The sequence below is a fragment of the Microbispora sp. CSR-4 genome, from assembly GCF_008033685.1.
Lineage (GTDB): Bacteria > Actinomycetota > Actinomycetes > Streptosporangiales > Streptosporangiaceae > Microbispora.
This window is the reverse complement of sequence record NZ_VJVX01000017.1, coordinates 1-25,397: the sequence shown is the minus strand read 5'-3', so window position 1 is coordinate 25,397 and position 25,397 is coordinate 1. Positions and strand designations below refer to the sequence as shown.

General features: G+C 71.9%; 25 protein-coding genes. 17 read left to right on the top strand and 8 right to left on the bottom strand.

The window, feature by feature from the left end:
- Positions 1 to 40: 40 nt before the first annotated feature.
- The 6 genes from FLV34_RS15020 (at position 41) to FLV34_RS15000 (ending at position 5,432) form a co-directional block, all read left to right on the top strand.
- On the top strand, positions 41 to 1,204 hold the full coding sequence (locus FLV34_RS15020) for an enolase C-terminal domain-like protein (RefSeq protein WP_142649882.1): 1,164 nt from the start codon (positions 41 to 43) through the stop codon (positions 1,202 to 1,204).
- A gap of 31 nt (positions 1,205 to 1,235) precedes the next feature.
- Positions 1,236 to 2,009, top strand: a complete 774-nt coding sequence (locus tag FLV34_RS15015) for an IclR family transcriptional regulator (RefSeq protein WP_142649881.1) — start codon at positions 1,236 to 1,238, stop codon at positions 2,007 to 2,009.
- A gap of 230 nt (positions 2,010 to 2,239) precedes the next feature.
- Positions 2,240 to 3,352: a ThiF family adenylyltransferase gene (locus tag FLV34_RS15010; RefSeq protein ID WP_147943386.1), complete on the top strand. Its 1,113-nt coding sequence runs from the start codon at positions 2,240 to 2,242 to the stop codon at positions 3,350 to 3,352.
- A gap of 48 nt (positions 3,353 to 3,400) precedes the next feature.
- The gene (locus tag FLV34_RS42435) at positions 3,401 to 3,526 is read left to right on the top strand and encodes a hypothetical protein (RefSeq protein ID WP_260617399.1); all 126 of its coding nucleotides are present in this window, start codon (positions 3,401 to 3,403) and stop codon (positions 3,524 to 3,526) included.
- 77 nt (positions 3,527 to 3,603) lie between these two features.
- Entirely contained in the window at positions 3,604 to 4,215 is a 612-nt protein-coding gene (locus FLV34_RS15005; RefSeq protein WP_142649879.1) for a DUF6879 family protein, read from the top strand.
- Positions 4,212 to 5,432, top strand: a complete 1,221-nt coding sequence (locus tag FLV34_RS15000) for a hypothetical protein (RefSeq protein ID WP_142649878.1) — start codon at positions 4,212 to 4,214, stop codon at positions 5,430 to 5,432. Before FLV34_RS15005 ends, FLV34_RS15000 begins: the two co-directional genes overlap by 4 nt.
- Here FLV34_RS15000 and FLV34_RS14995 read toward each other — a convergent pair.
- Entirely contained in the window at positions 5,416 to 5,919 is a 504-nt protein-coding gene (locus tag FLV34_RS14995; RefSeq protein ID WP_147943385.1) for a cupin domain-containing protein, read from the bottom strand. The genes FLV34_RS15000 and FLV34_RS14995 overlap by 17 nt on opposite strands.
- Before the next feature lie 11 nt (positions 5,920 to 5,930).
- Positions 5,931 to 6,803 carry an NmrA/HSCARG family protein gene (locus FLV34_RS14990; RefSeq protein WP_261985782.1) on the bottom strand — a complete coding sequence of 291 codons (873 nt, stop codon included), beginning with the start codon at positions 6,801 to 6,803 and terminating at the stop codon, positions 5,931 to 5,933.
- A 29-nt stretch (positions 6,804 to 6,832) separates the two neighbouring features.
- Between FLV34_RS14990 and FLV34_RS14985 the strand changes: the two genes are divergently transcribed.
- Both FLV34_RS14985 and FLV34_RS14980 read left to right on the top strand, forming a co-directional pair.
- On the top strand, positions 6,833 to 7,789 hold the full coding sequence (locus FLV34_RS14985; protein WP_222709517.1) for a helix-turn-helix transcriptional regulator: 957 nt from the start codon (positions 6,833 to 6,835) through the stop codon (positions 7,787 to 7,789).
- 175 nt (positions 7,790 to 7,964) lie between these two features.
- A complete protein-coding gene (locus FLV34_RS14980) occupies positions 7,965 to 10,493 on the top strand; it encodes a DNA translocase FtsK (protein ID WP_147943382.1) in 2,529 nt (842 codons plus the stop codon).
- Positions 10,494 to 10,538: 45 nt separating this feature from the next.
- On the opposite strand, the gene FLV34_RS14975 is transcribed toward FLV34_RS14980, so the two are convergent.
- Positions 10,539 to 12,044: a PucR family transcriptional regulator gene (locus FLV34_RS14975; protein ID WP_142649873.1), complete on the bottom strand. Its 1,506-nt coding sequence runs from the start codon at positions 12,042 to 12,044 to the stop codon at positions 10,539 to 10,541.
- A 94-nt stretch (positions 12,045 to 12,138) separates the two neighbouring features.
- Between FLV34_RS14975 and FLV34_RS14970 the strand changes: the two genes are divergently transcribed.
- From FLV34_RS14970 to FLV34_RS14935, 8 genes are all read left to right on the top strand, one after another.
- Positions 12,139 to 12,588 (top strand): nucleoside deaminase, encoded by a 450-nt coding sequence (locus FLV34_RS14970; protein ID WP_142649872.1) that lies wholly within the window; start codon positions 12,139 to 12,141, stop codon positions 12,586 to 12,588.
- The gene (locus FLV34_RS14965) at positions 12,585 to 13,541 is read left to right on the top strand and encodes an isopenicillin N synthase family oxygenase (RefSeq protein ID WP_142649871.1); all 957 of its coding nucleotides are present in this window, start codon (positions 12,585 to 12,587) and stop codon (positions 13,539 to 13,541) included. Before FLV34_RS14970 ends, FLV34_RS14965 begins: the two co-directional genes overlap by 4 nt.
- Complete coding sequence (locus FLV34_RS14960) at positions 13,538 to 14,926, top strand: cytosine permease (RefSeq protein ID WP_147943381.1); 1,389 nt, start codon at positions 13,538 to 13,540, stop codon at positions 14,924 to 14,926. The genes FLV34_RS14965 and FLV34_RS14960 overlap by 4 nt, the downstream gene beginning before the upstream one ends.
- Before the next feature lie 160 nt (positions 14,927 to 15,086).
- A complete protein-coding gene (locus tag FLV34_RS14955; RefSeq protein ID WP_168066245.1) occupies positions 15,087 to 15,806 on the top strand; it encodes a helix-turn-helix domain-containing protein in 720 nt (239 codons plus the stop codon).
- 30 nt (positions 15,807 to 15,836) lie between these two features.
- Positions 15,837 to 17,249, top strand: a complete 1,413-nt coding sequence (gene rimO, locus FLV34_RS14950; protein ID WP_142649868.1) for a 30S ribosomal protein S12 methylthiotransferase RimO — start codon at positions 15,837 to 15,839, stop codon at positions 17,247 to 17,249.
- A 278-nt stretch (positions 17,250 to 17,527) separates the two neighbouring features.
- Entirely contained in the window at positions 17,528 to 18,109 is a 582-nt protein-coding gene (gene pgsA, locus FLV34_RS14945; RefSeq protein WP_222709521.1) for a CDP-diacylglycerol--glycerol-3-phosphate 3-phosphatidyltransferase, read from the top strand.
- Positions 18,109 to 18,603, top strand: coding sequence for a CinA family protein (locus FLV34_RS14940; RefSeq protein WP_142649867.1), 495 nt, complete (start codon positions 18,109 to 18,111; stop codon positions 18,601 to 18,603). Before pgsA ends, FLV34_RS14940 begins: the two co-directional genes overlap by 1 nt.
- A 253-nt stretch (positions 18,604 to 18,856) precedes the next feature.
- Entirely contained in the window at positions 18,857 to 19,213 is a 357-nt protein-coding gene (locus FLV34_RS14935) for a helix-turn-helix domain-containing protein (RefSeq protein WP_142620497.1), read from the top strand.
- Between the two features lie 650 nt (positions 19,214 to 19,863).
- On the opposite strand, the gene FLV34_RS14930 is transcribed toward FLV34_RS14935, so the two are convergent.
- The 4 genes from FLV34_RS14930 to FLV34_RS14915 form a co-directional block, all read right to left on the bottom strand.
- Positions 19,864 to 20,151 (bottom strand): VOC family protein, encoded by a 288-nt coding sequence (locus FLV34_RS14930; RefSeq protein ID WP_185949034.1) that lies wholly within the window; start codon positions 20,149 to 20,151, stop codon positions 19,864 to 19,866.
- 52 nt (positions 20,152 to 20,203) lie between these two features.
- On the bottom strand, positions 20,204 to 20,989 hold the full coding sequence (locus FLV34_RS14925) for a DNA-formamidopyrimidine glycosylase family protein (RefSeq protein ID WP_147943380.1): 786 nt from the start codon (positions 20,987 to 20,989) through the stop codon (positions 20,204 to 20,206).
- A gap of 34 nt (positions 20,990 to 21,023) precedes the next feature.
- On the bottom strand, positions 21,024 to 21,488 hold the full coding sequence (locus FLV34_RS14920; RefSeq protein ID WP_142649864.1) for an Rrf2 family transcriptional regulator: 465 nt from the start codon (positions 21,486 to 21,488) through the stop codon (positions 21,024 to 21,026).
- A gap of 88 nt (positions 21,489 to 21,576) precedes the next feature.
- The gene (locus tag FLV34_RS14915; protein WP_147943379.1) at positions 21,577 to 23,589 is read right to left on the bottom strand and encodes an endonuclease/exonuclease/phosphatase family protein; all 2,013 of its coding nucleotides are present in this window, start codon (positions 23,587 to 23,589) and stop codon (positions 21,577 to 21,579) included.
- A gap of 232 nt (positions 23,590 to 23,821) precedes the next feature.
- Between FLV34_RS14915 and FLV34_RS14910 the strand changes: the two genes are divergently transcribed.
- The gene (locus FLV34_RS14910) at positions 23,822 to 25,000 is read left to right on the top strand and encodes an ROK family transcriptional regulator (protein WP_142649862.1); all 1,179 of its coding nucleotides are present in this window, start codon (positions 23,822 to 23,824) and stop codon (positions 24,998 to 25,000) included.
- Between the two features lie 49 nt (positions 25,001 to 25,049).
- Here the strand turns inward: FLV34_RS14910 and FLV34_RS14905 are convergent.
- On the bottom strand, positions 25,050 to 25,397 hold a 348-nt coding region (locus FLV34_RS14905; protein WP_147943378.1), incomplete at its 5' end, for a multicopper oxidase domain-containing protein.

Here is a 25,397-nt window from a genome sequence, read left to right as displayed (position 1 = left end):
GGCCCTCCGGCCCCTCCACACCGACAGAGAGGAAGAGGTCATGGCGGTCGTCGAACGCGTCATCGTCACGGTCTTCGCCACGGTCACCAAGTCCGTGGTGGACGGCCACGGCCACCGGCACCCCGGCCCGCCCCGCGAGGTGCGGGAGGCGCTGCTGGCCGTCACCGACAGCGACGGCGCGACCGGATACTGCCTGGCGGCGCCCGACACCGTCAGGGAGGCGGTGATCACGGGCCACATCGGCCCGGCGCTGATCGGTCAGGACAGCCTCGACCGCGAACGGCTGTGGCACCGCGTCGCCCGCCGGCAGCGGGGCGCCCAGGGCAACCTGTCCGACCGGGCGCTCAGCGCGGTCGACCAGGCACTGTGGGACCTCGCCGGGCGCAAGCTCGGCCTGCCGGTCTGGAAGCTCCTCGGCGGAGCCCGCTCCGAGGTGCCCGCCTACGCGAGCACGATGTGCGGCGACGACATCCCCGGCGGCCTGGCCACCCCCGACGACTACGCCGCCTTCGCCAAGGAGCTCGTCTCCCGCGGCTACCGCGGGATCAAGCTGCACACCTGGATGCCGCCCATGCCGTACGGCGTGGACCGCGACATCGAGGCGTGCGCCGCGGTCCGGGAGGCGGTCGGCCCGGACGTCGCACTCATGCTCGACAGCAACCACTGGTACTCCCGCTCCGAGGCGCTGACCCTCGGCCGGGCCTTGGACGAGCTGAACTTCGCGTGGTACGAGGAGCCGATGGAGGAGGCGTCGGTGCAGTCGTACCGATGGCTCGCCGACCAGCTCAGGACGCCGATCCTCGGGCCGGAGACCTCCTGGGGCAAGCACATGGCGCGGGCGGAGTGGGTGGCCGCGGGGGCCTGCGACATCCTCAGGGTCGGCGTGGTCGGCTCCGGCGGCATCATCCCGGCGATCAAGGCCGTTCACCTGGCCGAGTCGTTCGGCATGGACTGCGAGATCCACGGCAACGGCTCCGGCGCGCTCGCCGTGATCGGCGCCACCCTCTGCGGGCAGTGGTACGAACGGGGACTGCTGCACCCGCACTCGGACTACGACACGCCCGCCCCGCACCTGCGGTCGATCGTCGACCCGCTCTCCGGCGGAAAGGTGCGGATGCCGGACACTCCCGGACTAGGGGATGATCTGGATATGGACTACATCGCCTCCCGTACGGTCGCCTCCTGGGGAACCGGCTCACAATAGGAGGCGGAACAGGCGGGTCAGGGAGGTACACATGGCGGAACCCGTGCCGCACGTGAAGTCGGCACTCCGGACGGTCGAGCTGCTCGACTTCTTCGCGCAGTATCCCGGACTGCACAGCCTCACCGACCTACAGGGCAAGCTGGGCTACCCCAAGAGCAGCCTGCACGCCCTGCTGCGCACGCTGGTCGACCTCGGCTGGATCGAGACCGACGTCACCGGCACGCTCTACCGGATCGGCATGCGGGCTCTGCTGGTCGGGGCGACGTACATCGACGGCGACCCGGTGGTGCAGCTCGCGCACGACGCGCTGGACTGGCTGGCCGAGGTCACCGGCGAGACGGTGCACCTCGCCCGTCTCGACCATTTCGACATCGTGTATCTCGCCACCCGCGCCTCGCGGCACTACCTGCGGCCGTTCTCGCGGGTGGGCCGCCGTCTGCCGGCGAGCACCACGTCGCTCGGCAAGGCCATCCTGGCGAGCCGCGACGACGACGAGGTCCGCGCGCTGCTGCCCGCCGAGCTGCCCGCGCTGACGGCCAACACGATCGTGGACGCCGACGAGCTGCTGGTCGACCTCCACCGGGTGCGCAAGCAGGGCTACGCGGTGGACCGTGAGGAGAACACCGAGGGGCTGCGTTGCTTCGGCGTCGCGCTGCACATCAGCGACCCGCCGCGCGACGCCATCAGCTGCTCGGTGCCGATCCCGCGCCTCACGCCCGAGCGGGAGAAGGAGATCGCCTCCTGCCTGCTGGAGGCACGTGAGCGCATCGAGCGCTCCGCCATGCGGCAGCGCCGCGCCTTCTGACACGTCGGCGGCGCCCCGCACGCACATGCGTGCGGGGCGCCCGCATATAGAAGAAATCTAGAATTCGTCCGGGCGTGGCGATTATTTTGGGGCCGGCCGGATCGGCGGGCCGTTCCGCACCGTATTCTTCCCGGTCTTCGGCGTATTCGCGAATGGACATTGACCGGCGGCAATTCGCGCTGATAAGTTCCCGGTGTCGTGATCGTCTCCTCGGGCCGATGGAGGTCGGCTTGCGCCTGCCGAAAGTGAAGGCCGAGCACCGGCCGTACAGGATCGGGCGCGACAGGATTCGCATCGGCGGCTCCATTTATGGAATCGCCGCGGAGATATCGGATCCGCATGGTCACGCGTGGGCCGCGTTGTCGGCGATGGACGGGACCCGCGCGCCCGCCGACGTCGCCGATCATTTGTGCCGTCTGTTTCCCGGCATGAAGCGGGTGGACGCCGCCGGCGTGGTGGACCTGCTGCTGCGATCGGGCTACCTGGAGGACGCGGCGGCCCCGCCGCCGAGTGACCTCAGCGCGGCCGAGACGGAGCGATATTCGCGGAACAAGGCGTTCTTCCGCTGGGTGGATCTCGTGCCCCGGGCCCATGGATGGGAGGCGCAGGTCGCGCTGAAGCGCGCACGCGTGCTGGTCCTGGGGCTCGGGGGCACCGGCAGCCACGCCGCCTGGGCGCTGGCCGCCGCGGGGGTCGGCAGGATCCACTGCGTCGACCGCGACGTGGTCGAGGTGTCCAACCTCACCAGGCAGGCGCTGTTCACCGAGGCCGACATCGGGAGACCGAAGGCCGACGTGGTGGTCGAACGCCTCACGGCGATCAACTCGGGTGTGCGCGTGACCGGGGAGACCCGCGCCGTCGAGAGCAGGGCGGACGTGTCCGCGCTGCTGGCCGGGTTCGACGCGCTCGCCCTGTGCGCCGACGAACCTCGCGGCCAGGACAGCATCCGGATCTGGGCCAACCGGGCATGCCTGATGGCCGGGGTGCCGTGGGCGGTCGGCGGCTATCGGGGTCCCCTCGTCAGCGTGGGGGTCTTCGCCGCCGGCGGGCCCTGCTACGAATGCCTCACCGCCGCGATCGAGGCGTCGCTGGAGCCGGGGGTCCACGTCGACCTCGGCGGGCCGGGAGTGCTGGCGCCGTCCGCCGGCATTTCCGGACACCTCACCGCGCAGGCCGTGATCTCGATGGTGACCGGAATTCCGGCGACGCTGCGCAGTCATGTCACCGGGATAAATCTGATCGCCCCCGAACAGCATGTGTACACGCACTATGCGGCGTCGCCGGAATGCGCCGGCTGCGCGGTGCGGGGGAAAAGGGAACGGAAATCAGCGGTTGACGCCTGAAATGCCCCGGCTTAGTGTCGTGAGTTGTCGCGACGAAAGGGGGTGGAAATGGAGCGACAGGAGCCGGCGGTGCAGGATTCCGCCGAGACCGAGGACGCGGCCGGAAAGATTTCGTTCCGGCTGCTCGACAAGATCGAGACGACGCAGTCGTACAGCGGAAACTCGAATAGCTGACCGGTGATGGTCCGGATGGTCGATTTCCGAGTCGCCGTCCGGACCATCGTCATGCGAAATACGAATGACGGTGAGGCATGAAAATACCCCGGCCCGAGGCCGTGCCGGGCACGATGCTGCCCATGCGGGAGTACGCGGCGGACTTCCTTGAGGTCTTCCACGACGTCGACGGTGTGATCTGGAAGCTGGAGCGCGCCCAGACGTTCGACGAAGGGGAGAACCCGAGCTGGAAGGCCATGCGCGCGGGAGACTGGCACCGCTCGCTCGAACTGCTGGAAGAGGCGCGGGAGACCATCGCCGCGGACCTTCCGGCCCGGGGGGAGCTGCGCCGCCTGCGGATCGTCGAGACGCCGCTCACCGCATATCTGCAGTGGGAGCTGCACCTGCTCGCGCTGCGCGCGCGCCTGGGGGAGCGCGGCAGGGTTCTGGACGCCGGTGAGCTGGCGGGCCTCGAGGCGGACGGTCCCCTCCCGGAGCTCGTCGTCTTTCCCGGCAGGCACATGTACCACGTGCGCTACGACGACCGCGGCGCGTGTGCCGGCGCCCGCCGGATAGACGACGCCGACGCCGTCGCCGCATGGACGTCGGTCGTCTCCTCGCTGTACGAGCGGGGCGAAGACCTGCCGGCCTACGTGGAGAAGCGGGTCGTCCCGCTTCCGCCGCCCCGGACGGACGCGCAAGCGCGATGACGCACGTCCGGCTGCGTCCTCTCGGGTTCCGCGAGGACGAGGACGGATGGATCGTCGGCCGCGTCGACACGGGCGTCTGCATCGAGGTGCCCTACGCCGGCAAACGGGCGATCGAACTGCTCGGCAGCGGGCGGACGATCCGCGCGGCGCGCGAGGAGCTGAGAGCCGAGCTCGGGGTGGAGCTCGACGTGTCCGGATTCGTGGACGACCTGGCGGCCGTGGGGATGGTGGCCTCGATCGGCGACCGGGTCTTCGCCGACACCGGCGCCCCGGCGCCGTCGCTTCCCTGGATAACGCGGGAAATGGTGCGGTGGACGCTGAGCCCCCTGCTGCACTGCCTGCTGGGCCTGCTCGTGCTCGGCGGGGTCGTCGCGGCGGTGCTGCGGCCCGGCGTCGTTCCCCGGTGGCATGCCCTGCTCTGGAGCGACCACGGCACGGTGGTCCTGCTGAGCGAGATCGCCGTGGTGGCCGTGCTCGTCTCACTCCACGAGCTCGCCCACCTCCTCACCGCGCGGGCCGCGGGCGTCCCCGGCCGCATCCGGATCGACACGCGCCTTCAGTTCCTGGCCGCGCAGACCGACGTCTCCGGCGTCTGGCTCGCCGAGCGGCGGGTCCGCCTGACCGTCTATCTCGCGGGGATGGCGGTGGACGCGAGCGTGCTCGCCGCCTGCCTGCTGACGATGGCGCTGTCCGGCACGAACACGCTGCTGTCGGTCATCGCGCTCACCGAGATGACGGGGCTGGCGTTGCAGTTCTTCGTCTTCATGCGCACCGACCTCTACTTCCTGCTCCAGGACCTGGCGCGCTGCCGCAACCTCTACGCCGACGCCGCCGCCTTCCTGCTGCACCTGCTTCGCCGCGCCGTACGGAGGCCCACCGCGGAGCCGCTCACCGGGTTGGACCCGCGGCAGCGCCGGTTCGTCCGGTTCTACAGCGTGCTCCTCGTCGCCGGGACGGGGCTCTGCCTCGGGGTCTTCCTCCTGATCTCCGTCCCGTTCACGGTCGCGCTGATCGCCAGGTCCCTCGGCGTGCTGCTGCATCACGACGGCCTGGTCGACGCCGCCGACGCCCTGCTGACGCTGGGGGTCGTGGTCGCCTACCAGGCCGTGTGGGTGAGGGCGTGGGTCCGCAGGCACGGACCACGCGTACGGGGGTTCGCCGCGAGGCTGGTGCGCCACCGCGCGCCGGGGGCGAGCGTGGTCAGGCGCGGTTCGTGAGCGGGGTCAGCTGGTGGATGTCGTGCCGGGCGCGCAGCGCCGTGATCTCGGCCGGGTCCGGCGGTCCCGAGGCCAGCATCCCGGTGAGCTCCCGCAGGTAGGTCTCGTGACCCGCGGGGGTCACGATGAACAGCATCCGGGCCGGTTCACTGCCGGGGTTGAAGAACGCGTGGGGGCATCCGGCCGGCACGTGCATGAAGCTCCCGGGCCCGCCCCGCAGCACCTCGGCGCCGGCCTCCGACCGCCAGGAACGCCAGTCGGAGCCCGTCTCGGAGTCCGCCGGATGGAAGGCGAGGAGGTCGAGCTCGCCGTCGACGACGTAGAACATCTCCTCCGCCTCGTGATGCAGGTGCGCCCCGACGTCGAAACCCGGGGCGACCACGGCCTCGAAGACCGACCACGCCGCCGCCTGCTCCGCGCCGACCTTCAGCGTCATCGCCTGGATCGAGTCGCCGCCTCCCGGCGGAAGTAACAGTCCATCGGTCATGTCCTCGCACCTCACGCTTTCCAGCCGGTGGCGCGCAGCCACGTCTCCAGGGTCATCAATCCGGGGTGCTCGGCGCGCAGGGCAGGCAGATCGACCTGTGCGGGGTGCTCCTCGAAGAACTCGAACATCCGGGCCACCCACGGGTCGAACGCGCGCACGTGCTCGATCGGCGTCCGTTCGAAGCGGGCCGGCAGGCCGCACACCCGGCCGAACGTGGCGGCGATCTCCGACGGGGTGGGCTCGTCGGCGCCCAGATCGACGGTGCGGCCGAGGTACTGGCCGGGGCGCTCGAAGGCGAGGGCGGCGAACACCCCGATGTCCTCGACGCTGATCAGCTGCATCGGCGTCCCGGGATCCATGGGGAGCCGTACGACCAGCGTGCCGTCCTCCAGGCTCGGCCGGTTGTAGGTGCTGAAGTTCTCCATGAAGGAGACCGGGCGCAGAATGGTCGCCGGCAGCCCGAGCTCGTGGATCTCACGCTCGATCCGCGCCTTGCTCTCGATGTGGGGGATTCCGGACTGGTGGTCCGTGCCGGGGACCGAGCTGTACACGAGGTGTCCCGTGCGGATCTCCGCGGCCAGCCGGGCCCCCGTCAGGCCCCGCCGCTCCTCGGCGGCGGCGCCTTCGACGGTGATCGTCGGGCCCTGCATCATGGTCAGCGCCAGGAAGACCCCGTCCACGCCCCGCATCGCGCGGCGCAGCGACTCCTCGTCGTCGAGGTCGCCGACGAGGAGTTCCGCCCCCGACTCCTCCAGCGCCTTGGCGGCGGAACCGCCCGGGTCGCGCACCAGGGCGCGTACGTTCCGGCCCCGGGCGAGCAACCGGCGCGCGGCGGCGCCGCCCTGCCGGCCCGTGGCTCCGACGACCAGTACGGGATCGCTCATGGCGTATGCCTCCATGGCAGACTCGCGGTGTGAGGGATCATGGGCGTCACGATAACGAGGCGGCGTCCGGCGGTCCTGGCACTCGTGCTGCCAGTCATGGACCCGACCGCCGCTCCAGGACGTCGAGCCGCAGGGCAGAGCTCGGTGCGTTCCTCCGCGCCCGGCGGGCCCGCCTGCGCCCGTCCGACGTCGGCCTGCCGGAAGGCGATCCGGCCCTGCGCCGCACCCCCGGCCTGCGCCGTGAGGAGATCGCCGAGCTCTCGGGCGTCGGCGTCACCTGGTACACCTACCTGGAACAGGGACGGGACATCTCGGCGTCGGCGCAGGTGATCGACGCGCTGGCCCGTGCGCTGCTGCTCGATCCCGACGAACACCGGCACCTGCGCCATCTGGCCGGGCTGGCCCCGCCGGACACGCCGTCAGGAGAGGGGGAGCGGCCCCGGGACCGGTTGCGGCGCCTGGTGGACGCCGCCGCTCCGAACGCCGCCTGCGTGTACGACGCGCGCTTCGACTACCTGGCCTGGAACACCCCCTACACCCTGCTCCGCCACGATCCGCTGACGCTCCCGCCGGACCGGCGGAACCTGCTGTGGATGATGTTCACCGACCCCGGCAACCGCGCCCGGATGGTCCACTGGGAACGCGCCGCCCGCGCCCTGATCAGCCAGTTCCGCGCCGCGATGGGACACCGGCAGGGCGACCCCGCCTTCACCGCGCTGGTGACGGCGCTGAGCGAGGTCAGCCCGGAGTTCCGGGAGTGGTGGGCGGACTACCCGGTCCGCCGCTTCAGGCCCGCGACGGTCGCCATCGATCACCCCGAGATCGGGCGGCTCGACCTGGAGATGTTCCAGCTGCGGCCGGCGGAGCACCCCGATCTCCTGCTGGTGCTGCAGGTGCCGGCGAATGAGGACGGCCGCAGGCGGGTGAGCGCGCTCCTCGACGGGCGGCGCGGGCCCTCCAGCACCCCAGAGGGCGGCGCCTCGTAGGACGCGCTCGGCCGGGCGGTGCTTCGCGGGCCGCTGTCGTGTGCGGCGCGCTCGGCCGGGCGGTGCTTCGCGGGCCGCTGTCGTGTGCGGCGCGCTCGGCCGGGCGGCGCTTCATCGGGTGGCCTCCCGGCGCGCCGCCCCGGCAATCGCCCGCATCCGGGGTAACTTCGGCATCATGGCCACCCGTACGTCCGGACAGGGGTCCGGCAAGCGCCCCGCGTCGCGCTCCGGATCCCGTACGGCTTCCACCAAGCGATCCCCGTCGGGTTCCCGAGGCAGGCCGGCCCCCAGATCCGCGCCCAAACGGCCCGTCGCCACCGGCCAGGATCCGGTCAGCTGGTTCTTCCTCGTGATCGGCAAGCTCGTCATCGGCATGTGGATGCTGCTGGCGAACGGCGTGGGGGCGGCGGCCCGGGCACTCGGACAGGGCGCCCGCGACCTCGATCCCGCGCACCGCCGCGACGGGCAGGGGCTGGCGGTGCTCGCAGGCGCCATCGTGCTCGCCGCCCTGACCTGGCGGGACACCAAGACGGGGTTCGCCGCGTTCGTCGACGCCGTGGTGCGCGGGACGGTGGGCTCGCTCACCTGGGCGGCGCCGGTGCTGCTCGCGCTGCTCGCCTGGCGGCTGCTGCGCCACCCCGACCAGAACTCCGAGACCGGCAGGATGGGCATCGGCTGGACCGCGCTGCTGGCCGGGATCCTCGGGATCGTGCACGTCGCCCACGGCACGCCGTACCCCTCCGGGGGTCCAGACGACGGCATGGACAACGTGTCGGCGGCGGGCGGCATGATCGGGTTCATCGTCTCGGCTCCGCCGTCGAGCATCCTGCCGGCGTTCATCACGATCCCGCTGCTGCTGATGCTGTCCGGCTTCGGCCTGCTGGTGATCACCGCCACGCCGATCCACCGCATCCCCGAGCGGCTCGCCGAGATCCAGCACATGCTCTTCCAGCGGCCGGACGAGAACGGGGAGCCCCGCAGGGCCCCCGCGCCGCCGAGGAAGCGCACGCGCAAGCAGCCGGGCGGCGGGCGCGACGTGCCCGAGGGCGGCGACACCGTCAAGCCGTACGACACGCCGGTGCTGGCGGAGAAGGACCATTCGCCGGAGATCGTCCCCGGCCTCGTGGACGACATCGTGGAGCCGGCCGAGCCGGAGACGCCCAAGCCGGCGCCCCAGCCCCCGCTGCCGACCCCCGCGCCGCGCAAGGTGGAGCAGCTCGTCCTGTCGAGCCAGGAGGGGCCCTACACGCTGCCGGACCTGGCGATGCTGCGGCCGGGCAGCGCGCCCAAACAGGAGACCAAGGCCAACCGGACGGTCGTGAACGCGCTGACCAGCGTGATGGAGCAGTTCGCGATCGACGCGCAGGTCGTCGGCTTCACCCGGGGCCCGACGGTGACCCGGTATGAGATCGAGCTCGGCCCGGCCGTCAAGGTCGAGAAGGTCACCGCGCTCACCAAGAACATCGCCTACGCCGTCAAGTCGGCCGACGTCCGGATCCTGTCTCCCATCCCCGGCAAGTCGGCGATCGGCGTGGAGATCCCCAACGTCGACAAGGACCTCGTGTCGCTCGGCGACGTGCTGCGCTCGCAGGTGGCCCAGGCCGACCACCACCCGATGATCGTCGGGCTGGGCAAGGACGTCGAGGGCCGCACGATCGTGGCCAACCTGGCCAAGATGCCGCACATCCTCATCGCCGGCGCCACCGGCGCGGGCAAGTCGACCTGCATCAACGGCCTGATCTCCTCGATCCTGATGCGGGCCACGCCCGATGAGGTCCGCATGGTGCTCGTCGACCCCAAGCGGGTGGAGCTCAGCTCGTACGAGGGCATCCCGCACCTGATCACGCCCATCATCACCAACCCGAAGAAGGCCGCCGAGGCCCTGGAGTGGGTGGTGGGCGAGATGGACCGGCGCTACGACGACCTGGCGGCCAGCGGCTTCCGGCACGTGGACGATTTCAACAAGGCCGTGCGCGCGGGCAAGCTGGTGCCGCCCCCGGGCAGCGAGCGCGTCTACCAGCCGTACCCATATCTGCTGGTGATCGTGGACGAGCTGGCCGACCTGATGATGGTCGCGCCGCGCGACGTGGAGGACTCGATCGTCCGCATCACGCAGCTCGCCCGGGCCGCCGGCATCCACCTGGTCATCGCCACCCAGCGGCCGTCCGTCGACGTCGTGACCGGCCTGATCAAGGCGAACGTGCCCTCGCGGCTGGCGTTCGCGACCTCCTCGCTCGCCGACTCGCGGGTCATCCTCGACCAGCCGGGGGCGGAGAAGCTGGTCGGGCAGGGCGACGCGCTGTTCCTGCCGATGGGCGCGAGCAAGCCGATGCGGCTGCAGAACGCCTTCATCTCCGAGAAGGAGATCGCGGAGGTCGTCGGCCACTGCAAGGCCCAGATGCAGGCCGAATATCGGGAGGACGTCGCCGCGCCCGCCACCGCGAAGCGGGAGATCGACGAGGAGATCGGCGACGACCTCGACCTGCTGATCCAGGCCGCCGAGCTGATCGTGTCGACCCAGTTCGGCTCCACGTCGATGCTCCAGCGCAAGCTGCGCGTGGGCTTCGCCAAGGCCGGACGGCTGATGGACCTGCTGGAGAGCCGCAACGTGGTCGGCCCGAGCGAGGGGTCCAAGGCCCGAGAAGTGCTGGTCAAGCCCGACGACCTGCCCGGCCTGCTCGCCGACCTCCGCGGCGGCGAGTAGCCGCCGGGCCTCGCCGAGCGTCCGCACGGCCTGGATCGCCTGATTTCAGCGGCGTGCGACCCGGTGGGCGGCGGTGGCGAGCAGCAGGGCCGCGTGCGCGCCGGGGTCGGTCACCGGGTGGCCCAGCAGCGTCTCGATGCGCTGCAGCCGCTGGTAGAACGTCTGCCGGCCGAGGTGCAGCGCGGCGGCCGCACGGGTCGCGCTGCACCCGTGCAGCAGGAAGACCTCCAGCGTGCCGACGAGGTCGGTCCGGTGGGCCGTGTCCCAGTCCACCAGCGGGCCGATGGTCCGCCGTACGAGCTCGGCGGCGTGCCCGGTGTCGGCGTGGCGGGTGAGCTCCAGCTCGAGGGCGAGCGCGCGGGTGGTGACGAGCCGGGCGTCCCGCCGCAGCCCGAGCGCGGCCCGTGCGTCCCGCAGCGAACCGCCCAGCTCGGCCAGGCCGGTCGCGGCGTGCCCCACGGCGACTCTGAGCTGGGGGGTGTGCAGCCGCCGCAGCGCCTCCTCCAGCGCCTGGGCGGCCGCACCGGCGGCGTCCGCCACGGCCACCGGCACCGCGAGGGTGCCGAGCACCAGCCGGCCCACCCGCCCGCGCAGGGCGGTCGTGTGCAGGATGTGCGCGGCCCGGTCGAGTACGGCGAGCGCGGCCGCCGTCTCCAGGGCGTCCACGGCCACGCCCACCAGCAGGTGGGCGGGCCCGGTGGGCAGGCCCGCCATGACCGCCCGTACGCCGGGGTCGGCCTCGGCCGTGCCCTCGATGAGGTCCCGCAGCAGCGCGGACGCCTGGCGGTCGCGCTCGCTCGGCGGACTGCCCGTCCTGAGCATGGCGAGGGCGAGGGCGACGGCCGTGCGCTCCAGCGCGATCGCCAGGTCGTCGGCGGGCAGCGCCGAACCGGGGCCGGCCACCAGCCGCCCCCAGGGATGGCCGTGGAGGGTGACCGGTGACTCGCAGACCGCACGCTCAGCCGCGCGCCAGGCGTCCCGGTCGCTGCCCACGCCGTGGGCGGCGACCAGCGCGCCGCTGGCGGACAGCAGCATCAGCGGTGCCCCCACGACCTCGGCTCCGGTCGCCAGCACCCCGGCGACCCCGGCGCCGGCGATGAGCGCCTCGTTGAGTGCGCGGGTGGCCGAGTCGCCCACCCGCAGCCGCCGGCTCGCGTAGTCGACGATCAGCGTGTTGACGTGCTCGGTGATCCGGATGAACGGGACGACCGCGTGCAGGGCGATGAACGGCAGCTCCTGCCTGCGGGCCTCCTCCACCAGCTCGCGCGGCGTCTCGGGGAACGTGCGGCCGAGTTCGAGGGCGACCCCGGCCACGCCCCTGGCGGCGATCTCCCGCAGGTAGTGCCGCCGCGCTCCCGCGTCCGTGCCGGCCAGGCCGAGCCCGGTCGTCAGCAGCAGCTCGCCGCCCGTGAGCAGGGGGCCGATCTCGTAGATCTCGCTGGAGTGCACCCATCGGACCACCCGGTCGAGCGCGCCCTCCCCGGCGAGGACCTCCGGCCGGGCCTCCCGCAGCACCTCGAAGGACAGCAGCTCGCGCAGCGTCAGAGGCATCGATGCACCCCTATACGGATCGTCCGTTAAGGGACGTCATAGTACGGACGTTTCGTCCGTTCCCGAAGGCGCCGCCCGGAGGGATAGTGAGCACATGACAAGCGACGCCGCCATGCTCAGCGTGGCCCTGGAAGAGGCCAGGAAGGGGTTCGCCGAGGGCGGCGTGCCCGTCGGCGCGGCCCTGTTCGGCCCGGACGGCCGCCTGCTCGGGCGCGGGCGCAACCGCCGAGTCCAGGACGGCGATCCCTCGGTGCACGGGGAGACCGCCGCCTTCCGCGACGCGGGCCGCCAGCCCTCCTATCGCGGGACCACCATGGTGACCACCCTGTCGCCCTGCTGGTACTGCAGCGGCCTGATCCGGCAGTTCCGCATTCCGCGCCTGGTGGTCGGCGAGTGCCGCACGTTCACGGGCGCGCACGAGTGGCTCGCCGAGGCCGGGGTGGAGGTCGTCGTGCTCGACGATCCGGAGTGCGCCGGGCTCATGACGGCCTTCATCGCGGCCAACCCGGCCGTTTGGAACGAGGACATCGGAGATGAGGCATGAATTCGGTTCCCGTCGTCGACCTGACTCCCTGGTTCTCCGGTGAGGCGGACGGCCGGGCGCGGGTGGCCGCCCAGGTCGACGCCGCGCTGCGCGAGATCGGCTTCCTGCTGGTCACCGGGCACGGCGTGCCGGCCGAGCTGCGCGAGGACGTGCGCGCCGCGGCCCGGCGGTTCTTCGCCCTGCCCGCCGAGGTGAAGCAGCGGTACGCGGCCGTCGTGGGGGAGCGGGGCTGGCTGCCGCCGGGCGTCGAGGCCAACGGCTACGCCGAGGGCACGCCCACCCCGCCCGACCTCAAGGAGACCTTCGCCGTGGGCGCCGACCGGCCGATCGGCGTCCCGGAGATCGACGCCGAGTGGTTCCTCGCCAACGTCTGGCCGTCCGAGGTGCCCGAACTCCAGGCGCTGCTCACCCGCTACCTGGCGGAGATGCGCTCGCTGGCCGGCGAACTCCTGGTGATCTGCGCGGCCGCCCTGGGGATCGAGGAGGACTTCTTCGCCTCACGGGCCGACCACCCGTCGTACACGATGAACATCAACCGCTATCCGCCGCTGTCGCAGGTGGGCGAGCCGGAGCCGGGGCAGTTCCGGATCGGGCCGCACACCGACTTCGGCACCGTGACCGTGCTCGACCGGCAGCGGGGCGTCGGCGGCCTGCAGGTCTACACCCTTGACGGCGAGTGGATCGACGCGCCGTTCGTGCCGGACTCGTTCACGATCAATATCGGTGATCTGCTGGCCCGCTGGACGGGCGACCGCTGGCGCTCCACCCGGCATCGGGTGCTCCCGCCCGACCCGTCGGCGCCGGACGAGGAGCTGATCTCGCTCATCTACTTCTACGAGTGCAATCCCCTGGCCGAGGTGGAGTCGCTCGGCCCCCCGGTCGGCCGGGTCTCCTACGAGCCCGTCCGCGCGTCCGACTACCTCCTCGAGAAGCTGAGGGCGATCACCGTATGACAGTTCTGGAACCCTCCGAGGTCGCCGTACGCGAGGGCCGGTACGGCGACAAGGTCGCCGCGATCGAGCCCGGCGGCATCGAGTTCATCCCCCTCTCCGAGCGTCACGGCAGGCCCCGGCAGCTCTTCTGGACGTGGACCTCGCCGAACCTGGAGTTCGCCACGATCTTCCTCGGGGTCCTCGCCGTGGCGGCGTTCGGGCTCGGCTTCTGGCAGGCCGTGCTCGCCGTCGTCGTGGGCAGCGGCCTCGGGGCCCTCACCCACGGCGTGCTGTCGGCCAGGGGTGTGAGCGCGGGACTGCCGCAGATGGTGCTCGGCAGGCTGCCGTTCGGCTATTGGGGCAACGTCATCCCCTCGGCGTTCAACTCCGTCGCCGCCGGAATCGGCTGGTTCGCGGTCAACAGCGTGAGCGGCGCGCTCGCGCTGAACACGCTGACCGGCCTGCCGGGCTGGGCCTGCCTGCTGATCGTCGTCGCGGTCATGGTGGTGCTCGGATTCTTCGGCCACAACCTGGTGCAGGCCTTCGAGAAGTACGCGTTCCCGGTCCTCGCGGCGATCTTCGCGGTCACCTCCGTGATCATCCTGTCGAAGGCCCAGCCGGGCTATGCGGGCAGCGGGGGAGGGCTGGGCGGCTTCCTGCTGACCGTGGGCGCGACGTTCGGTTACGCGGCCGGCTGGAACCCGTACGCCGCCGACTACACGCGGTACCTTCCGCAGGACGCGAGCAGGCGGGCCACCGGCCTGTCGGCGGGCCTCGGCGTGTTCGTGTCGTGCGTGCTGCTGGAGGTCGTCGGCGCGGCGTCCGTGACGATCGGGGGCGGCGACGCCCTCGGGCAGCCCACCTCGGCGTTCACCGGCCACCTGCCCGCGCTCGTGGCGAACCTGACGCTGCTCGCGATCGCCCTCGGGGCCGTGTCGGCGAACGCGCTCAACGTCTATTCGGGCGCGATGTCGCTGCTCGCCCTCGGCGTACGGCTGCCGCTGACGATGCGCCGGGCCATCGTCGCGCTGGCCTGCGGCGTGATCGGTTTCGTGGTGGCGCTTTCGGGCCTGGAGGACGCCGGGCACAAGTACGAGGCGTTCCTGCTGGTCATCGCGTACTGGATCGGCCCCTGGCTGGGCGTGGTGCTGACGGACATGCTGCTGCGGCGCGGCCAGGACATCCGCGCGCTCGAACCGCTCATGTTCGACCGGCGGCACACCAACTGGGCCGGGCCCGTCGCGATGGTCGCGGGGGTCGTCCTGTCGGTCTGGCTGTTCTCCAACCAGGAGCAGTACGTCGGCCTGGTGCCGCGGAGCGTGCCCCAGGTGGGGGACATCGCGTTCGAGGCCGGGTTCCTCATCGCCGCCGGGCTCTATCTCGCGCTGAAGCCCCTGCGGCGCTGAACAGGCCCCGGCCGCTCCCCGCGCGCACTCTCCGTGAACATTTGGCACACCCCCGGGTACACATCGTAGCCAGTTACTGATTGAATGTGACTAACTACGCATTGTGGGGCGAGCTGCAAGCTCGAACAGGGGGGCGTGACCAATGAGCGTTGGTGCTGTTTTGGCCGAAGCCCGTGAGCGCGCCGGGCTGACCGTGCGTCAGCTCAGCGAGCGCACGCGGGTCCGCGAGTCCGTCATCGAACGCTTCGAGCGTGACGACTTCTCGGTGGGCGACTTCTACGCACGCGGGCACATCCGTACCATCGCCTCCGACCTCGGCCTGGACGCGGACGAGATCCTGCGGCAGTACGAGCAGGAGAACGCCGACATCGCGTCACCGGTCAAGGCCTCGGCGGTGTTCAGGCGCGACGTGAGCGAGCGGGCCCGCTGGGCCACGGGCTGGACGAAGGCCGCCGCGGTCGCCCTGGCCATCGTCGCGGTCGTCGTCATCGCGCGGATGCTCGGGGGCTCCGGCGAGAAGGCCGGCACGACTGCCGCCCAGCTCCCGGTGACCGCGCCGCACCAGCACGCGCGTAACGAGAAGGGCCACGAGAAGAAGACCCTGGAGGAGGCCCTCGCGCCCGGCACGGTGGTCGTGAAGGTCACCGCGCGCAAGCCGTCGTATATCAACGTGCGGGACGCCAAGGGCAAGGAGATCTTCCAGGGGACGCTGCCCGAGGGGAGGACCTCGACCTATTCGGCGAAGGACCGCATGCGGGTGACCATCGGCGACGCGGGGGCGGTGCGGCTGGAGGTCAACGGAAAGGACCTCGGCACGCCCGGCAAGGACGGCCAGATGATCCGGCGGACCTTCGAGGCGGGCGGCCCGAGTCTCCGTTAATCGCCGACTGCCGATACCGTAGTTCGCATCATGTCTTCTCGCCGAACCGTATCGCTGATCACGCTGGGCTGCGCCCGCAACGAGGTCGACTCCGAGGAGCTGGCCGCGCGGCTGGAGGCCGCCGGCTGGCACACCGATGACGACGATCCCGACGTCGTCGTCGTCAACACGTGCGGCTTCATCGATTCGGCGAAGAAGGACTCCATCGACACCCTGCTCGCCGCGGCCGACTCGGGCGCGAAGGTGGTGGCGGCGGGCTGCATGGCCGAACGGTACGGCGCGCAGCTCGCCGACGCCCTGCCCGAGGCGACCGTCATCTCCTTCGACGACTACGCCGAGATCGGGGAGCGTCTCGACGACGTCATCGCGGGCAGGCCGCTGGTCCCGCACTCCCCGCGGGACCGCCGCACGCTCCTGCCGATCACGCCGGTGGAGCGCTCGGCCGCCCACGCCCACATTCCCGGTCACGCCCAGGCGGACCCGCTGCCGGAGGGCGTCGCCCCCGCCAGCGGCCCGCGCATGCTGCGCAAGCGGCTCGGCTCGGGGCCGGTGGCGTCGCTGAAGCTCGCGTCGGGCTGCGACCGGCGCTGCACGTTCTGCGCGATCCCGGCCTTCCGCGGCTCGTACGTCTCGCGCCGCCCGGAGGACCTGCTCGCCGAGGCCGCCTGGCTGGCCGGGCAGGGCGTCAAGGAGCTCGTGCTGGTCAGCGAGAACTCCACGTCGTACGGCAAGGACCTGGGCGACCTGCGCGCGCTGGAGAAGCTGCTGCCCCTCCTGGCCGCGACCGAGGGCATCGAGCGGGTGCGGGTCAGCTACCTGCAGCCCGCCGAGCTGCGGCCCGGGCTGCTCGACGTGATCGCCTCGACGGAGGGGGTCGCGCCCTACTTCGACCTGTCCTTCCAGCACGCCAGCGGGACCGTGCTGCGGCGGATGCGGCGCTTCGGCGACCCCAAGCGGTTCCTCGACCTGCTCGCGCAGATCCGCGACCGCGCGCCCGAGGCGGGCATCAGGTCCAACTTCATCGTGGGGTTCCCGGGGGAGACCCAGGAGGAGTTCGACGAGCTGGTGGCCTTCCTCGAAAAGGCCAGGCTCGACGTCATCGGTGTCTTCGGCTACTCCGACGAGGAGGGCACCGACGCGTACGGCTTCGAGGGCAAGCTCGACCAGGACGTGATCGACGAGCGGGTCGCGATGCTGACCGAGCTGGCCGAGGAGCTGACCGCCCAGCGGGCCGAGGAACGCATCGGCGACGAGCTGCAGGTCCTGATCGAGGAGGACCTCGGCGACGGCGGATACGAGGGCCGTGCGGCGCATCAGGGTCCCGAGGTGGACGGCGCCGTCACGGTGCAGGGGATCGGCCTGGTCCCCGGCCAGATCGTCCAAGCGGTCGCCGTCGACTCCGAGGGGGTCGACCTCATCGCCCGGATCAAGGCAGGCACATGACGGAGCGCGGTGAGCCGCCGATGGACGTGGCGGGCCCGGGGGAGATGACACCGGAGTCCGCGGCGCCGCCGGTCGCCGCCGTGCCCGCCACGCCGGTGGCGATCCCGGCGTCCGCTCCGCGTGTCCCGCAGGCGGGGCAGGGCGTCGCGGGGGAGCCGGGCTCCGGGGCCGTGACCGGCGACCGTACGGCCGCTGAGCCGCCGTCCGCCGGAGAAGGCACAGGAGAAGGCGCCGGCGAGGGCGCCGCGGAAGGCGTCCCCGGAGGCGCCGGGGAAGGTATCGCCGGAGGTGCGGGGGAAGGCGTGGTGCGCCGGGTCAGCACCTGGAACATCGCGAACGTCCTGACCATCGCCCGGCTGGCGATCGTCCCCGTCTTCACCGTCTTCCTGTTCGTCGAGGGGGAGGGCTGGCGGCTGGCGGCGCTCGGGGTCTTCCTGCTCGCCTCCCTCACCGACCAGCTCGACGGCTGGCTCGCCAGGAAGTACGCGCTGGTCACCGACTTCGGGAAGATCGCCGACCCGATCGCGGACAAGGCGCTGATCGGCGCCGCGCTGCTCAGCCTGTCGTACCTCGGCGAGATCCCGTGGTGGGTCACCGTGGTGATCATCGCCCGCGAGGCGGGAGTGACGCTGCTGCGCTTCCTCGTGATCCGGCACGGGGTTATCCCGGCCAGTTACGGGGGCAAGGTGAAGACTGTTTTGCAGATCGTGGCCATCGCGCTCTACATCGTGCCGGGGGTGCCCGACGTGATCAGGTGGGTGGCCATGGGGCTCGCCCTGGTGGTCACGGTCGGGACCGGCGCCGACTACGTGGTGAGGGCGGTGCGGCTGCGGCAGGTGGCGAGGAGTGCGCAAGGCTGATGAGGGGTGTGGCGAGCGAGGTGCTGTCCCTGCTGGTGCGGCAGGGCGCGACCGTCGCCGTGGCGGAGTCGCTCACCGGCGGCCTGATCGGGGCCACGCTGACCGGTCCGATGGGCGCCTCGGCCGCCTTCCGGGGCGGCGTGATCGCCTACGCCACGGACCTCAAGGCGAGCCTTCTCGACGTGCCGTCCGATCTCCTTGAACGAGAGGGAGCGGTGCATCCCGACGTGGCCGCGGCCATGGCGGTCGGCGTTCGCAAGCTCGCCGACTCCGGCTACGGCCTGGCGGTGACCGGGGTCGCCGGCCCCGATCCCCAGGACGGCAAGCCGGTCGGCACGGTCCACATCGCCCTGGCGGGACCGGGAGAGCGCCTCTGGCACCGTGACCTGCGCTTGACCGGAGACAGGGACGGGATCAGAACCGCCACCTGCCAGGAGGCGTTGCTGCTGCTGGAAGGTGTGCTGAAGGCAAATTCGGGGGAACATCTGGGGTGATTACCGCGTTACGTCCCCAGCGAACATGCTCGCCTCGGTCTGCCGCGGTGTCGTCCTCTACAGGTACGGTGGAGCTGTGAGTGAGGTCCGTGAGCCAAAGGCGAGGAGCAAGACAGGCGCACGCCCGGCGAAGGGGCCGAGCGAACCCATGATGACGGCGAGGCGTATGTACGAAGGGCAGATTAAGAAGGGGCGACATGAGCCCACCGCGAGAGGCGTCGTGAAGGCGCCCCCCTTGGGGAGGGAGCGACAGATGATCCTGCTGCGTCAGCTGCTCGGTGACGTACTGCGGCGGCTGAGGGTGCGGCAGAATCGCACCCTTCGCGAGGTCTCCACGCTGGCGCGTGTCTCACTCGGCTATCTGTCCGAGGTCGAGCGCGGCCAGAAGGAAGCCTCCTCCGAGCTGCTCGCCTCGATCTGCGGCGCGCTCGGGGTGCCGCTGTCCCAGGTGTTGCGTGAAGTGTCCGACCAGTTCGCACTGGCCGAGCTGCAGGCCGCCCCCGTGCTGGCAGATGTGCCCGAGCACGAGCGCCTGCCCATACCCGAAACCGTCCCCGCCGGGCCGGATTTCGAGGGTTTCCCGGAGGTCAAGGACATGGTCGCCGCCTAGGCGGCGTCTCGACGCCCCGCCGTGCCGGCGGACGGCGTCTCCGCGACCTCGCCCGATTGTCCCCGTAGGCCCCATAAGACACGGCCCGATAGGGCACGCCCGGTCCGAAGGCCAGGGCGTGACCTCCGCGCCCGCAGTCCGGGTCGACCCGGACCCGGGTGCCCAGTCCCGATCCCACGGGTGGGCGCCTGGCCCCCGCAGGCCCGTTTCCGTGCCCGTTTCTGTATCGTGCGGCCCGTTCCGCCCGTTCCCTTTGGTGTCGCCTCGGGTGTCGCCCCGTTCCCTGACGCGCCCACCGGGCTCCGTCTCCGACTTCGTGCGGCCCGCTCCCGATGGGGTCTCCGTTTCGTACGGCCCCGTCCCGGCGCGCCCGTATGGCCCCGTCTCCGTGTCGCCTGGGCCGTTTCCGGCGCGCGTCTGGCCCGTCCCCGTGTGCGTGGCCTGCTCCTGGCGCGCCTGTCTCACCCGTTCTCGACACGCTCGTCTGACCCCGTCTCTGTGTCGTGGGCACGTTTTCAGCGGTTCCGCCGGGTTGTGTTCGCCACTTCGTCTCCGTGGTGCCTGCCGCGCTCCCGTAACGTGCTCACCGCTGCTCGCGGTCTCGTGGACCCGCCCTCGGCCTTCGGGCGCGCGCTTGCGGCCGCCCGCGATCACGATGCGTGGATCTCGACCACCCTGCCGTCCGGGTCGGTCATGAGGTGGCGGCCGGGCTCCAGCCGCGGCTCGGCGGCGGCTCCGTCCACGTCAAAGCCGAGCCGTACGGACCCGGTCCTGCGCTCTGCGGTCGCCGGATACAGCTCGAACACGGTGCCGTCGGCGAGGACGGCGGCGTGGTGCCGCGGGCCCTGGCCGTGCCGTTCCAGGGTGAACTCGACACCGAGTGCGCCATAGAAGGCGCGGCACTCCTCCAGCCGGTCGGTGTACAGGACGAGCAGCATGACGCGGGCGGCGGTGGGCGGCACGGGATCCCCTTCGTGTGCGTACCGGTTCTCAGTCGCGCTGGCAGGAGGGACACCAGTAGATGAGCCGCTCGGCCGGCTGTGGGCCCATCTCCCCGCGGCTGACAGGGGTGCCGCAGTGGTGACACGGGCGGCGTGCCCTGCCGTAGACGAGCAGCGACCGCCCGGGGCGCGCGTCGCCCGTCGTCACCGGGAGTGGCGCGTCCTTGCTCGCGTCCATCAGGCGGTGGGCGACGGAGACCAGCGCCTCCAGCTCGTCCGGCGGAATCGACCCCACCGGACGCCACGGGGACATCCGCGCGGCGTACAGCGTCTCGGCCCGCCAGATCGTGCCGATGCCCGCCAGGTCGCGCTGGTCGAGCAGCGCCTCCCCGATCGACCGCTGCGGGTCGCGCAGCAGGTTCCGTACGGCGAGGGCGGCGTCCCAGTCCGGCCCGAGCAGGTCCGGGCCGAGATGCCCCACGACCCGCTCCTCGCGGTCGGTCGGCACGAGGTCGACCATGCCCAGCCGGGTGCCGACCGCCTGCCACTGGATGTTGGCGAGGATCAGCCGGACCACGTCGCCCCTCGGCGCCGGACGGCCCGCCGGGCCCACGCGCCAGCTTCCCTCCATGCGCAGGTGGGTGTGGACGGTGAGCCCACCCTCCACCCGGGTGAGGAGGTGCTTGCCGCGCGAGACCGTCGTCAGCACGGTCCGGCCGCGCAGATCGGCGGTGGCATACCGGGGCACCCGGAAGTCGCTGCGGGTCAGCCTCCGGCCGTCGAGGGCCTGTCTGAGCCGCTTGGCGGTCCGATAGACGGCGTCACCCTCCGGCACGGCTCTCCTCCCGCGAGGATCGGGTACAGGCGGCTCACACGGGCATGTGCGAGTCCCATGCCGCCGGGTCGGCGGCGAGCTCGGTCACCCGGGGCGGCAGCTCGCCCTTGGCGATCTGCTCCAGCGTGACCTCTTCGAGGATGGCCCGCTCACTCGCCCGCAGCGCGATCCACACCTGCTGCAACGCCTGGGCGGCGCCCTGGTATCCGACGTGCTCGGGCCGCTCGCCCCGCACGTTGGCCAGAGGTCCGTCCACCGCGCGGATCACGTCGGCGAGCGAGATCTGGCTGGCCGGCCGTGCCAGGACATAGCCCCCCTCTGGGCCCCGCTGCCCGCGCACCAGTCCGGCGCGGCGCATCTGCAGGAGGATGTTCTCCAGATATTTGGGGGGCATCTCCTGCTCCTTGGCCAGCTCGCCCACCGTGGTGGGTCCCTCGCCCGACGCGGCGAGTTCGGCGGCGGCACGGAGGGCGTAGTCGACACGGGCAGAAAGTCGCATGTAGTCGATTATCCCGCCTGGTTGGCATCGGTAGGACGCCCGCCTGCCATCACGGCCCGGCGGAGCCCTGATTTTCCGGCCGCAGACCCTAATTCAGCCGGAGCCGTACGACGAGCGGGAGGTGGTCGGAGTAGGGCACGCGGGGTGCCTCGGCCGCCACGGCGGTGAGCCCGTCCGAGATCAGCACGTGGTCGATGCGCCGCACGGGAGCGTCGGCGGGAGAGGTCGGCGGGTCGCCGAGCGCCCGCAGCGGATCGGACAGGCCGGCGGCCTCCAGCACGCGCATCTGGGGGTCGGACGGCGTCGTGTTGAGGTCGCCGGCCACGATCACCGGTCGCGGGCCGGCGCCTGCGGTGCCGGACGGGAGGGTGCCCGTGGCGAGCCGCCGGGCGATCGCCGCCGCCTCGGGCGCCTGCCCGCGCGGCTCCTGCAGGTGCGTGTTGACGATGCCCACCTCACGGTCGCCGATCCTCAGCACGATCGACTGGGCCTGGGCGCCGGTCGGATACCCGTGCCGTCCGAGCCGGGTCGAGCCGATCTCGGCGACGGGCAGGTTCGTGAGCAGCGCGTCGCCCCAGAGGCGGTCGGCGGCGGGCGCGAAGTAGTAGCGCATGCCCAGGCCGCGGGCGATCCTCGCCAGGTCGTCGTGCCCGCCGTTCAGCAGCCAGCCCCGGTCGACCTCGCTCATCAGCACCACGTCGGGACGCCGCGTCGCGACCCAGGCGGCGATGTGGTCGAGGTCGAGCCGTCCGCCGAGCCCGAAGCCCATCCGGATGTTGTACGCGACGAGGGTGAACTCGTTCCCGGTGATCGTCTTCGTCGCGGACGGCGACTGCCAGGTGAGCAGGCCGGTCAGGACGGCCGCCGCAAGCCCGATCGCCACCCACCGGCGCGGCACTCGCCTCGTCGGGGTGGTCTCTTGCGGTGGGGCTTCCCGGAAGAAGACGACGGCGGCGACGAGGACGGCCACGGCCGGCGGGGCCAGCGCGTTGGGGAAGCCCAGGTCGGCGTCGAAGGACGCGTAGTAGAGGAACGCCCCGACCAGGAACACGAGTATCCCGCCCAGCACCGCGACGCCCCCGCGCCCGGCTCTGCGCTCCGGGACGCCTCCGGCCGTGTCGTCGGCAGCGCTTGCGCGCCCGCTTGTGCTTGCGGCGGCGGTGCCCGCTTGGCGTCCGGCGATGCCGGCGCAGGCCCCGAGTGCGACCGTCGCCACGAGGGCGGGTACGCCCGGCACGCCGGCCTCGGCCGCCGCCACCCCGGCGACGAGGAGGACCCCGGCCACCCGGCCCCACGACGCGATCCGGCTCCAGGACACAGCTCGGCCCCACGGCACAGGCCGGCCCGACGACAGTGTCCATGCGCAGACGACGGCCGCGCACAGCGCCGCGGCCTGGAGCGCGACCGCCAGGGCGGTCAAGGGCGCACCGTGCTGCCCGGCGTCCTGCGCGAGCGTGGCCGCGCCGCCGCAGTACATGCCCGCGAGCATGAGCACCGGGCCGAAGACGAACCAGACGGCCGCCGGGGCGGGGACGGGCGACGCGGGCGAGAGCCGTACGGACCAGAGGAAGGCGGCGCAGAGCGCGGCGACGGCGATCCAGGGGAGCGGGCCGTCCCGCCAGACGAGGTCCACCCGGTCGAGGGCCAGGTGGAGGATCGACGCACCGGCCAGGCCGCCGATCAGCCCGGCCGGCACCCACGTGCCCGCCGTCGTCCGCGCGCAGCCGTAGAGGAAGACCACCCCCGCCGTGCCCCCCGCGGAGGCGAGCAGGAGCGGGGGCGTGCCTCCGTCCGCCGCCTGGAGGCCGAGCCGGGCCGCGACGAGCGCCACCGCACCCACCACACCGACGATCCGGGGCGACGCGAACCGCGCCGCGGGGACGGCGGCGAACGGCAGGACGAACCACAGCGCGGCGTACGTCCCCATGCCGGCGGGAGCGGTCTCGCCCGCCCTGCCGTACAGGGGGATGAGGGACGGCAGGAACACCCGCACCACGTCGATCAGGAGCGTGACGCCCGTCGCCAGCATGACCAGCGGCCACGGGGGAGCGGGAAGCCCGCGGGCAGGTGGGGTGTGCGGTTGCCCGGACGTCTCGGTCATGGCGCTCCCTTCGGGCTCATATGAGCCATCCTCACGAAAGATGGGAGCGTTACCAATACGTTCGACCTGGGGCGTTCCTCGCACGTGCCGGCTCGCTAAGCTTGCTGGAAACCTTGTTGTTCATTCACGGGCGCACATGGTCGAAGCGCCGCCGGGGGCCGAGCGAACCGGAGAGGCGTGGGTGGGCGCACCGACGGCGAGCCGGAGACTTCAGACGATGGGAAGCAGGAGCATGGAGCGACGTCCTGGCGTGCCCCGGCTGCTCCGGGAGATCAACGACCGGGCCGCCCTGGAACTGCTGCTCGCCTCGGGTCCGCTGACCCGCGGCCAGATCGGGGAGCTCACCGGCCTGTCCAAGGTCACCGCGTCCCAGACGCTGGCGCGTCTGGAGGAGCGCGGCCTGGTGGAGGTCGTGGGGGAGCAGGCGGGCAACCGCGGACCCAACGCCGCGCTGTACGGCGTGATCGCCTCCTGCGCGTACGTCGCGGGGCTGGAGGTCGGCCCCGACCGGGTGTCGGCGGCGATCGCCGACATCAACGGCGACGTGGTGGCCGAGGTGACGGCCTCCCCCGAGGGGCAGGATGACCCGGTCTCGCTGGTGCACTCGGCCGTTGTGAAGGCGTGCAGGAGTGCGAAGGTCGCGCTGTCGCGGCTGCGCGGCGTGGTCATCGGCACGCCCGGCGTCGTCGATCCCCGCACGGGGGACGTGCGGTTCTCCTTCGACCTGCCGCAATGGCACGAGGGCATCCATGAGGCGCTCGCGCGCGACCTGCGCAGGGACGTCACGATCGAGAACGACGTCAACCTCGCCGCGATCGCGGAACGCGCGAAGGGCTCCGCCCGGGAGGTGGACGACTTCGTGCTCGTGTGGGTGGGCCGGGGCATCGGCCTGGCCGTCGTGCTGGGCGGACGGCTGCACCGTGGCCGGTCGGGCAGTGCGGGGGAGATCGGCTACCTGCCGGTGCCCGGGGTGCCGCTCGCCGACGACGTCAGAGCGGTGCCCGGGCGCCTGCCGTCCCTCGGGGGCGGCCTGCAGTCGCTGGTCAGCTCCGAGGCCGTCACCGAGCTGGCCCGTGGGCACGGCTTCGCCGGGGACACCGCCGCCGACTGCGTCACCGCGGCCGTCGCGGCCGGGACCGCGGGCGAGCCGCTGCTCGACGAGGTCGCCTCGCGGCTCGCCCTTGGTGTGGCGTCGGTGTGCGTGGTGCTCGACCCCGGCCTCGTGGTGCTGGCCGGAGAGGTCTGCCGCGCCGGTGGGGCGGCGCTGACCAGCAGGGTGGAGGAGGCGGTCGCGCGCATCTGCCCGGTCCCCCCGCAGGTCGTCACGAGCCAGGTTGAGGGCAACCCGGTGTTGCGCGGCGCCGTTCTCGCCGCGCTCGACCAGGCCCGCGAGGAGATCTTCACGGCATAGGGAGTGCTCCCGGCCGAAGTCCCGATCCGGACGTACGGCGGTGGCGCCGTCACATGCCGTGCATGGAGTGGTCCGGTGTGGCGTCCATGGAGTGACCCGACGTCCCACTCATTGTGTGGCCCGGCATGTCGCTCGTGGAGGGACTCGGCGTCCCACTCGTCGAGTGATCCGGCATGTCGTCCATGGAGTGGCCCGGCACGTTTCCGTTCGCGTCGGTCACGATGAACATTCCGGCCATTCCCATGTCGGAGTGGTTTTGTACGTGGCAGTGGTACATCCACATTCCCGGGCCGACCTGTTCGCCGGCGATGATTTGGAAGCCGAAGGATTCTGCGGGTCCTGTGGTTTTGGTGTCGATGATTCGGCTTTGGTCGTCTGGGTTGGTGAGTGTGCCGGT

Bases quoted from the DNA above. Each gene is read 5' to 3' on its own strand.
- FLV34_RS15005 (WP_142649879.1), top strand. From the start codon at position 3,604: ATGAAAATACCCCGGCCCGAGGCCGTGCCGGGCACGATGCTGCCCATG.
- FLV34_RS14940 (WP_142649867.1), top strand. From the start codon at position 18,109: ATGAGGGGTGTGGCGAGCGAGGTGCTGTCCCTGCTGGTGCGGCAGGGC.
- FLV34_RS14960 (WP_147943381.1), top strand. From the start codon at position 13,538: ATGACAGTTCTGGAACCCTCCGAGGTCGCCGTACGCGAGGGCCGGTAC.
- FLV34_RS14915 (WP_147943379.1), bottom strand. From the start codon at position 23,589: ATGACCGAGACGTCCGGGCAACCGCACACCCCACCTGCCCGCGGGCTT.
- FLV34_RS14965 (WP_142649871.1), top strand. From the start codon at position 12,585: ATGAATTCGGTTCCCGTCGTCGACCTGACTCCCTGGTTCTCCGGTGAG.
- FLV34_RS14990 (WP_261985782.1), bottom strand. From the start codon at position 6,803: ATGAGCGATCCCGTACTGGTCGTCGGAGCCACGGGCCGGCAGGGCGGC.
- FLV34_RS15015 (WP_142649881.1), top strand. From the start codon at position 1,236: ATGGCGGAACCCGTGCCGCACGTGAAGTCGGCACTCCGGACGGTCGAG.
- FLV34_RS14930 (WP_185949034.1), bottom strand. From the start codon at position 20,151: ATGCTGCTCGTCCTGTACACCGACCGGCTGGAGGAGTGCCGCGCCTTC.
- FLV34_RS14920 (WP_142649864.1), bottom strand. From the start codon at position 21,488: ATGCGACTTTCTGCCCGTGTCGACTACGCCCTCCGTGCCGCCGCCGAA.
- FLV34_RS14935 (WP_142620497.1), top strand. From the start codon at position 18,857: ATGATCCTGCTGCGTCAGCTGCTCGGTGACGTACTGCGGCGGCTGAGG.
- rimO (WP_142649868.1), top strand. From the start codon at position 15,837: ATGTCTTCTCGCCGAACCGTATCGCTGATCACGCTGGGCTGCGCCCGC.
- FLV34_RS14910 (WP_142649862.1), top strand. From the start codon at position 23,822: ATGGAGCGACGTCCTGGCGTGCCCCGGCTGCTCCGGGAGATCAACGAC.
- FLV34_RS14995 (WP_147943385.1), bottom strand. From the start codon at position 5,919: ATGACCGATGGACTGTTACTTCCGCCGGGAGGCGGCGACTCGATCCAG.
- FLV34_RS15000 (WP_142649878.1), top strand. From the start codon at position 4,212: ATGACGCACGTCCGGCTGCGTCCTCTCGGGTTCCGCGAGGACGAGGAC.
- FLV34_RS14980 (WP_147943382.1), top strand. From the start codon at position 7,965: ATGGCCACCCGTACGTCCGGACAGGGGTCCGGCAAGCGCCCCGCGTCG.
- FLV34_RS14975 (WP_142649873.1), bottom strand. From the start codon at position 12,044: ATGCCTCTGACGCTGCGCGAGCTGCTGTCCTTCGAGGTGCTGCGGGAG.
- FLV34_RS15020 (WP_142649882.1), top strand. From the start codon at position 41: ATGGCGGTCGTCGAACGCGTCATCGTCACGGTCTTCGCCACGGTCACC.
- FLV34_RS42435 (WP_260617399.1), top strand. From the start codon at position 3,401: ATGGAGCGACAGGAGCCGGCGGTGCAGGATTCCGCCGAGACCGAGGAC.
- FLV34_RS14970 (WP_142649872.1), top strand. From the start codon at position 12,139: ATGACAAGCGACGCCGCCATGCTCAGCGTGGCCCTGGAAGAGGCCAGG.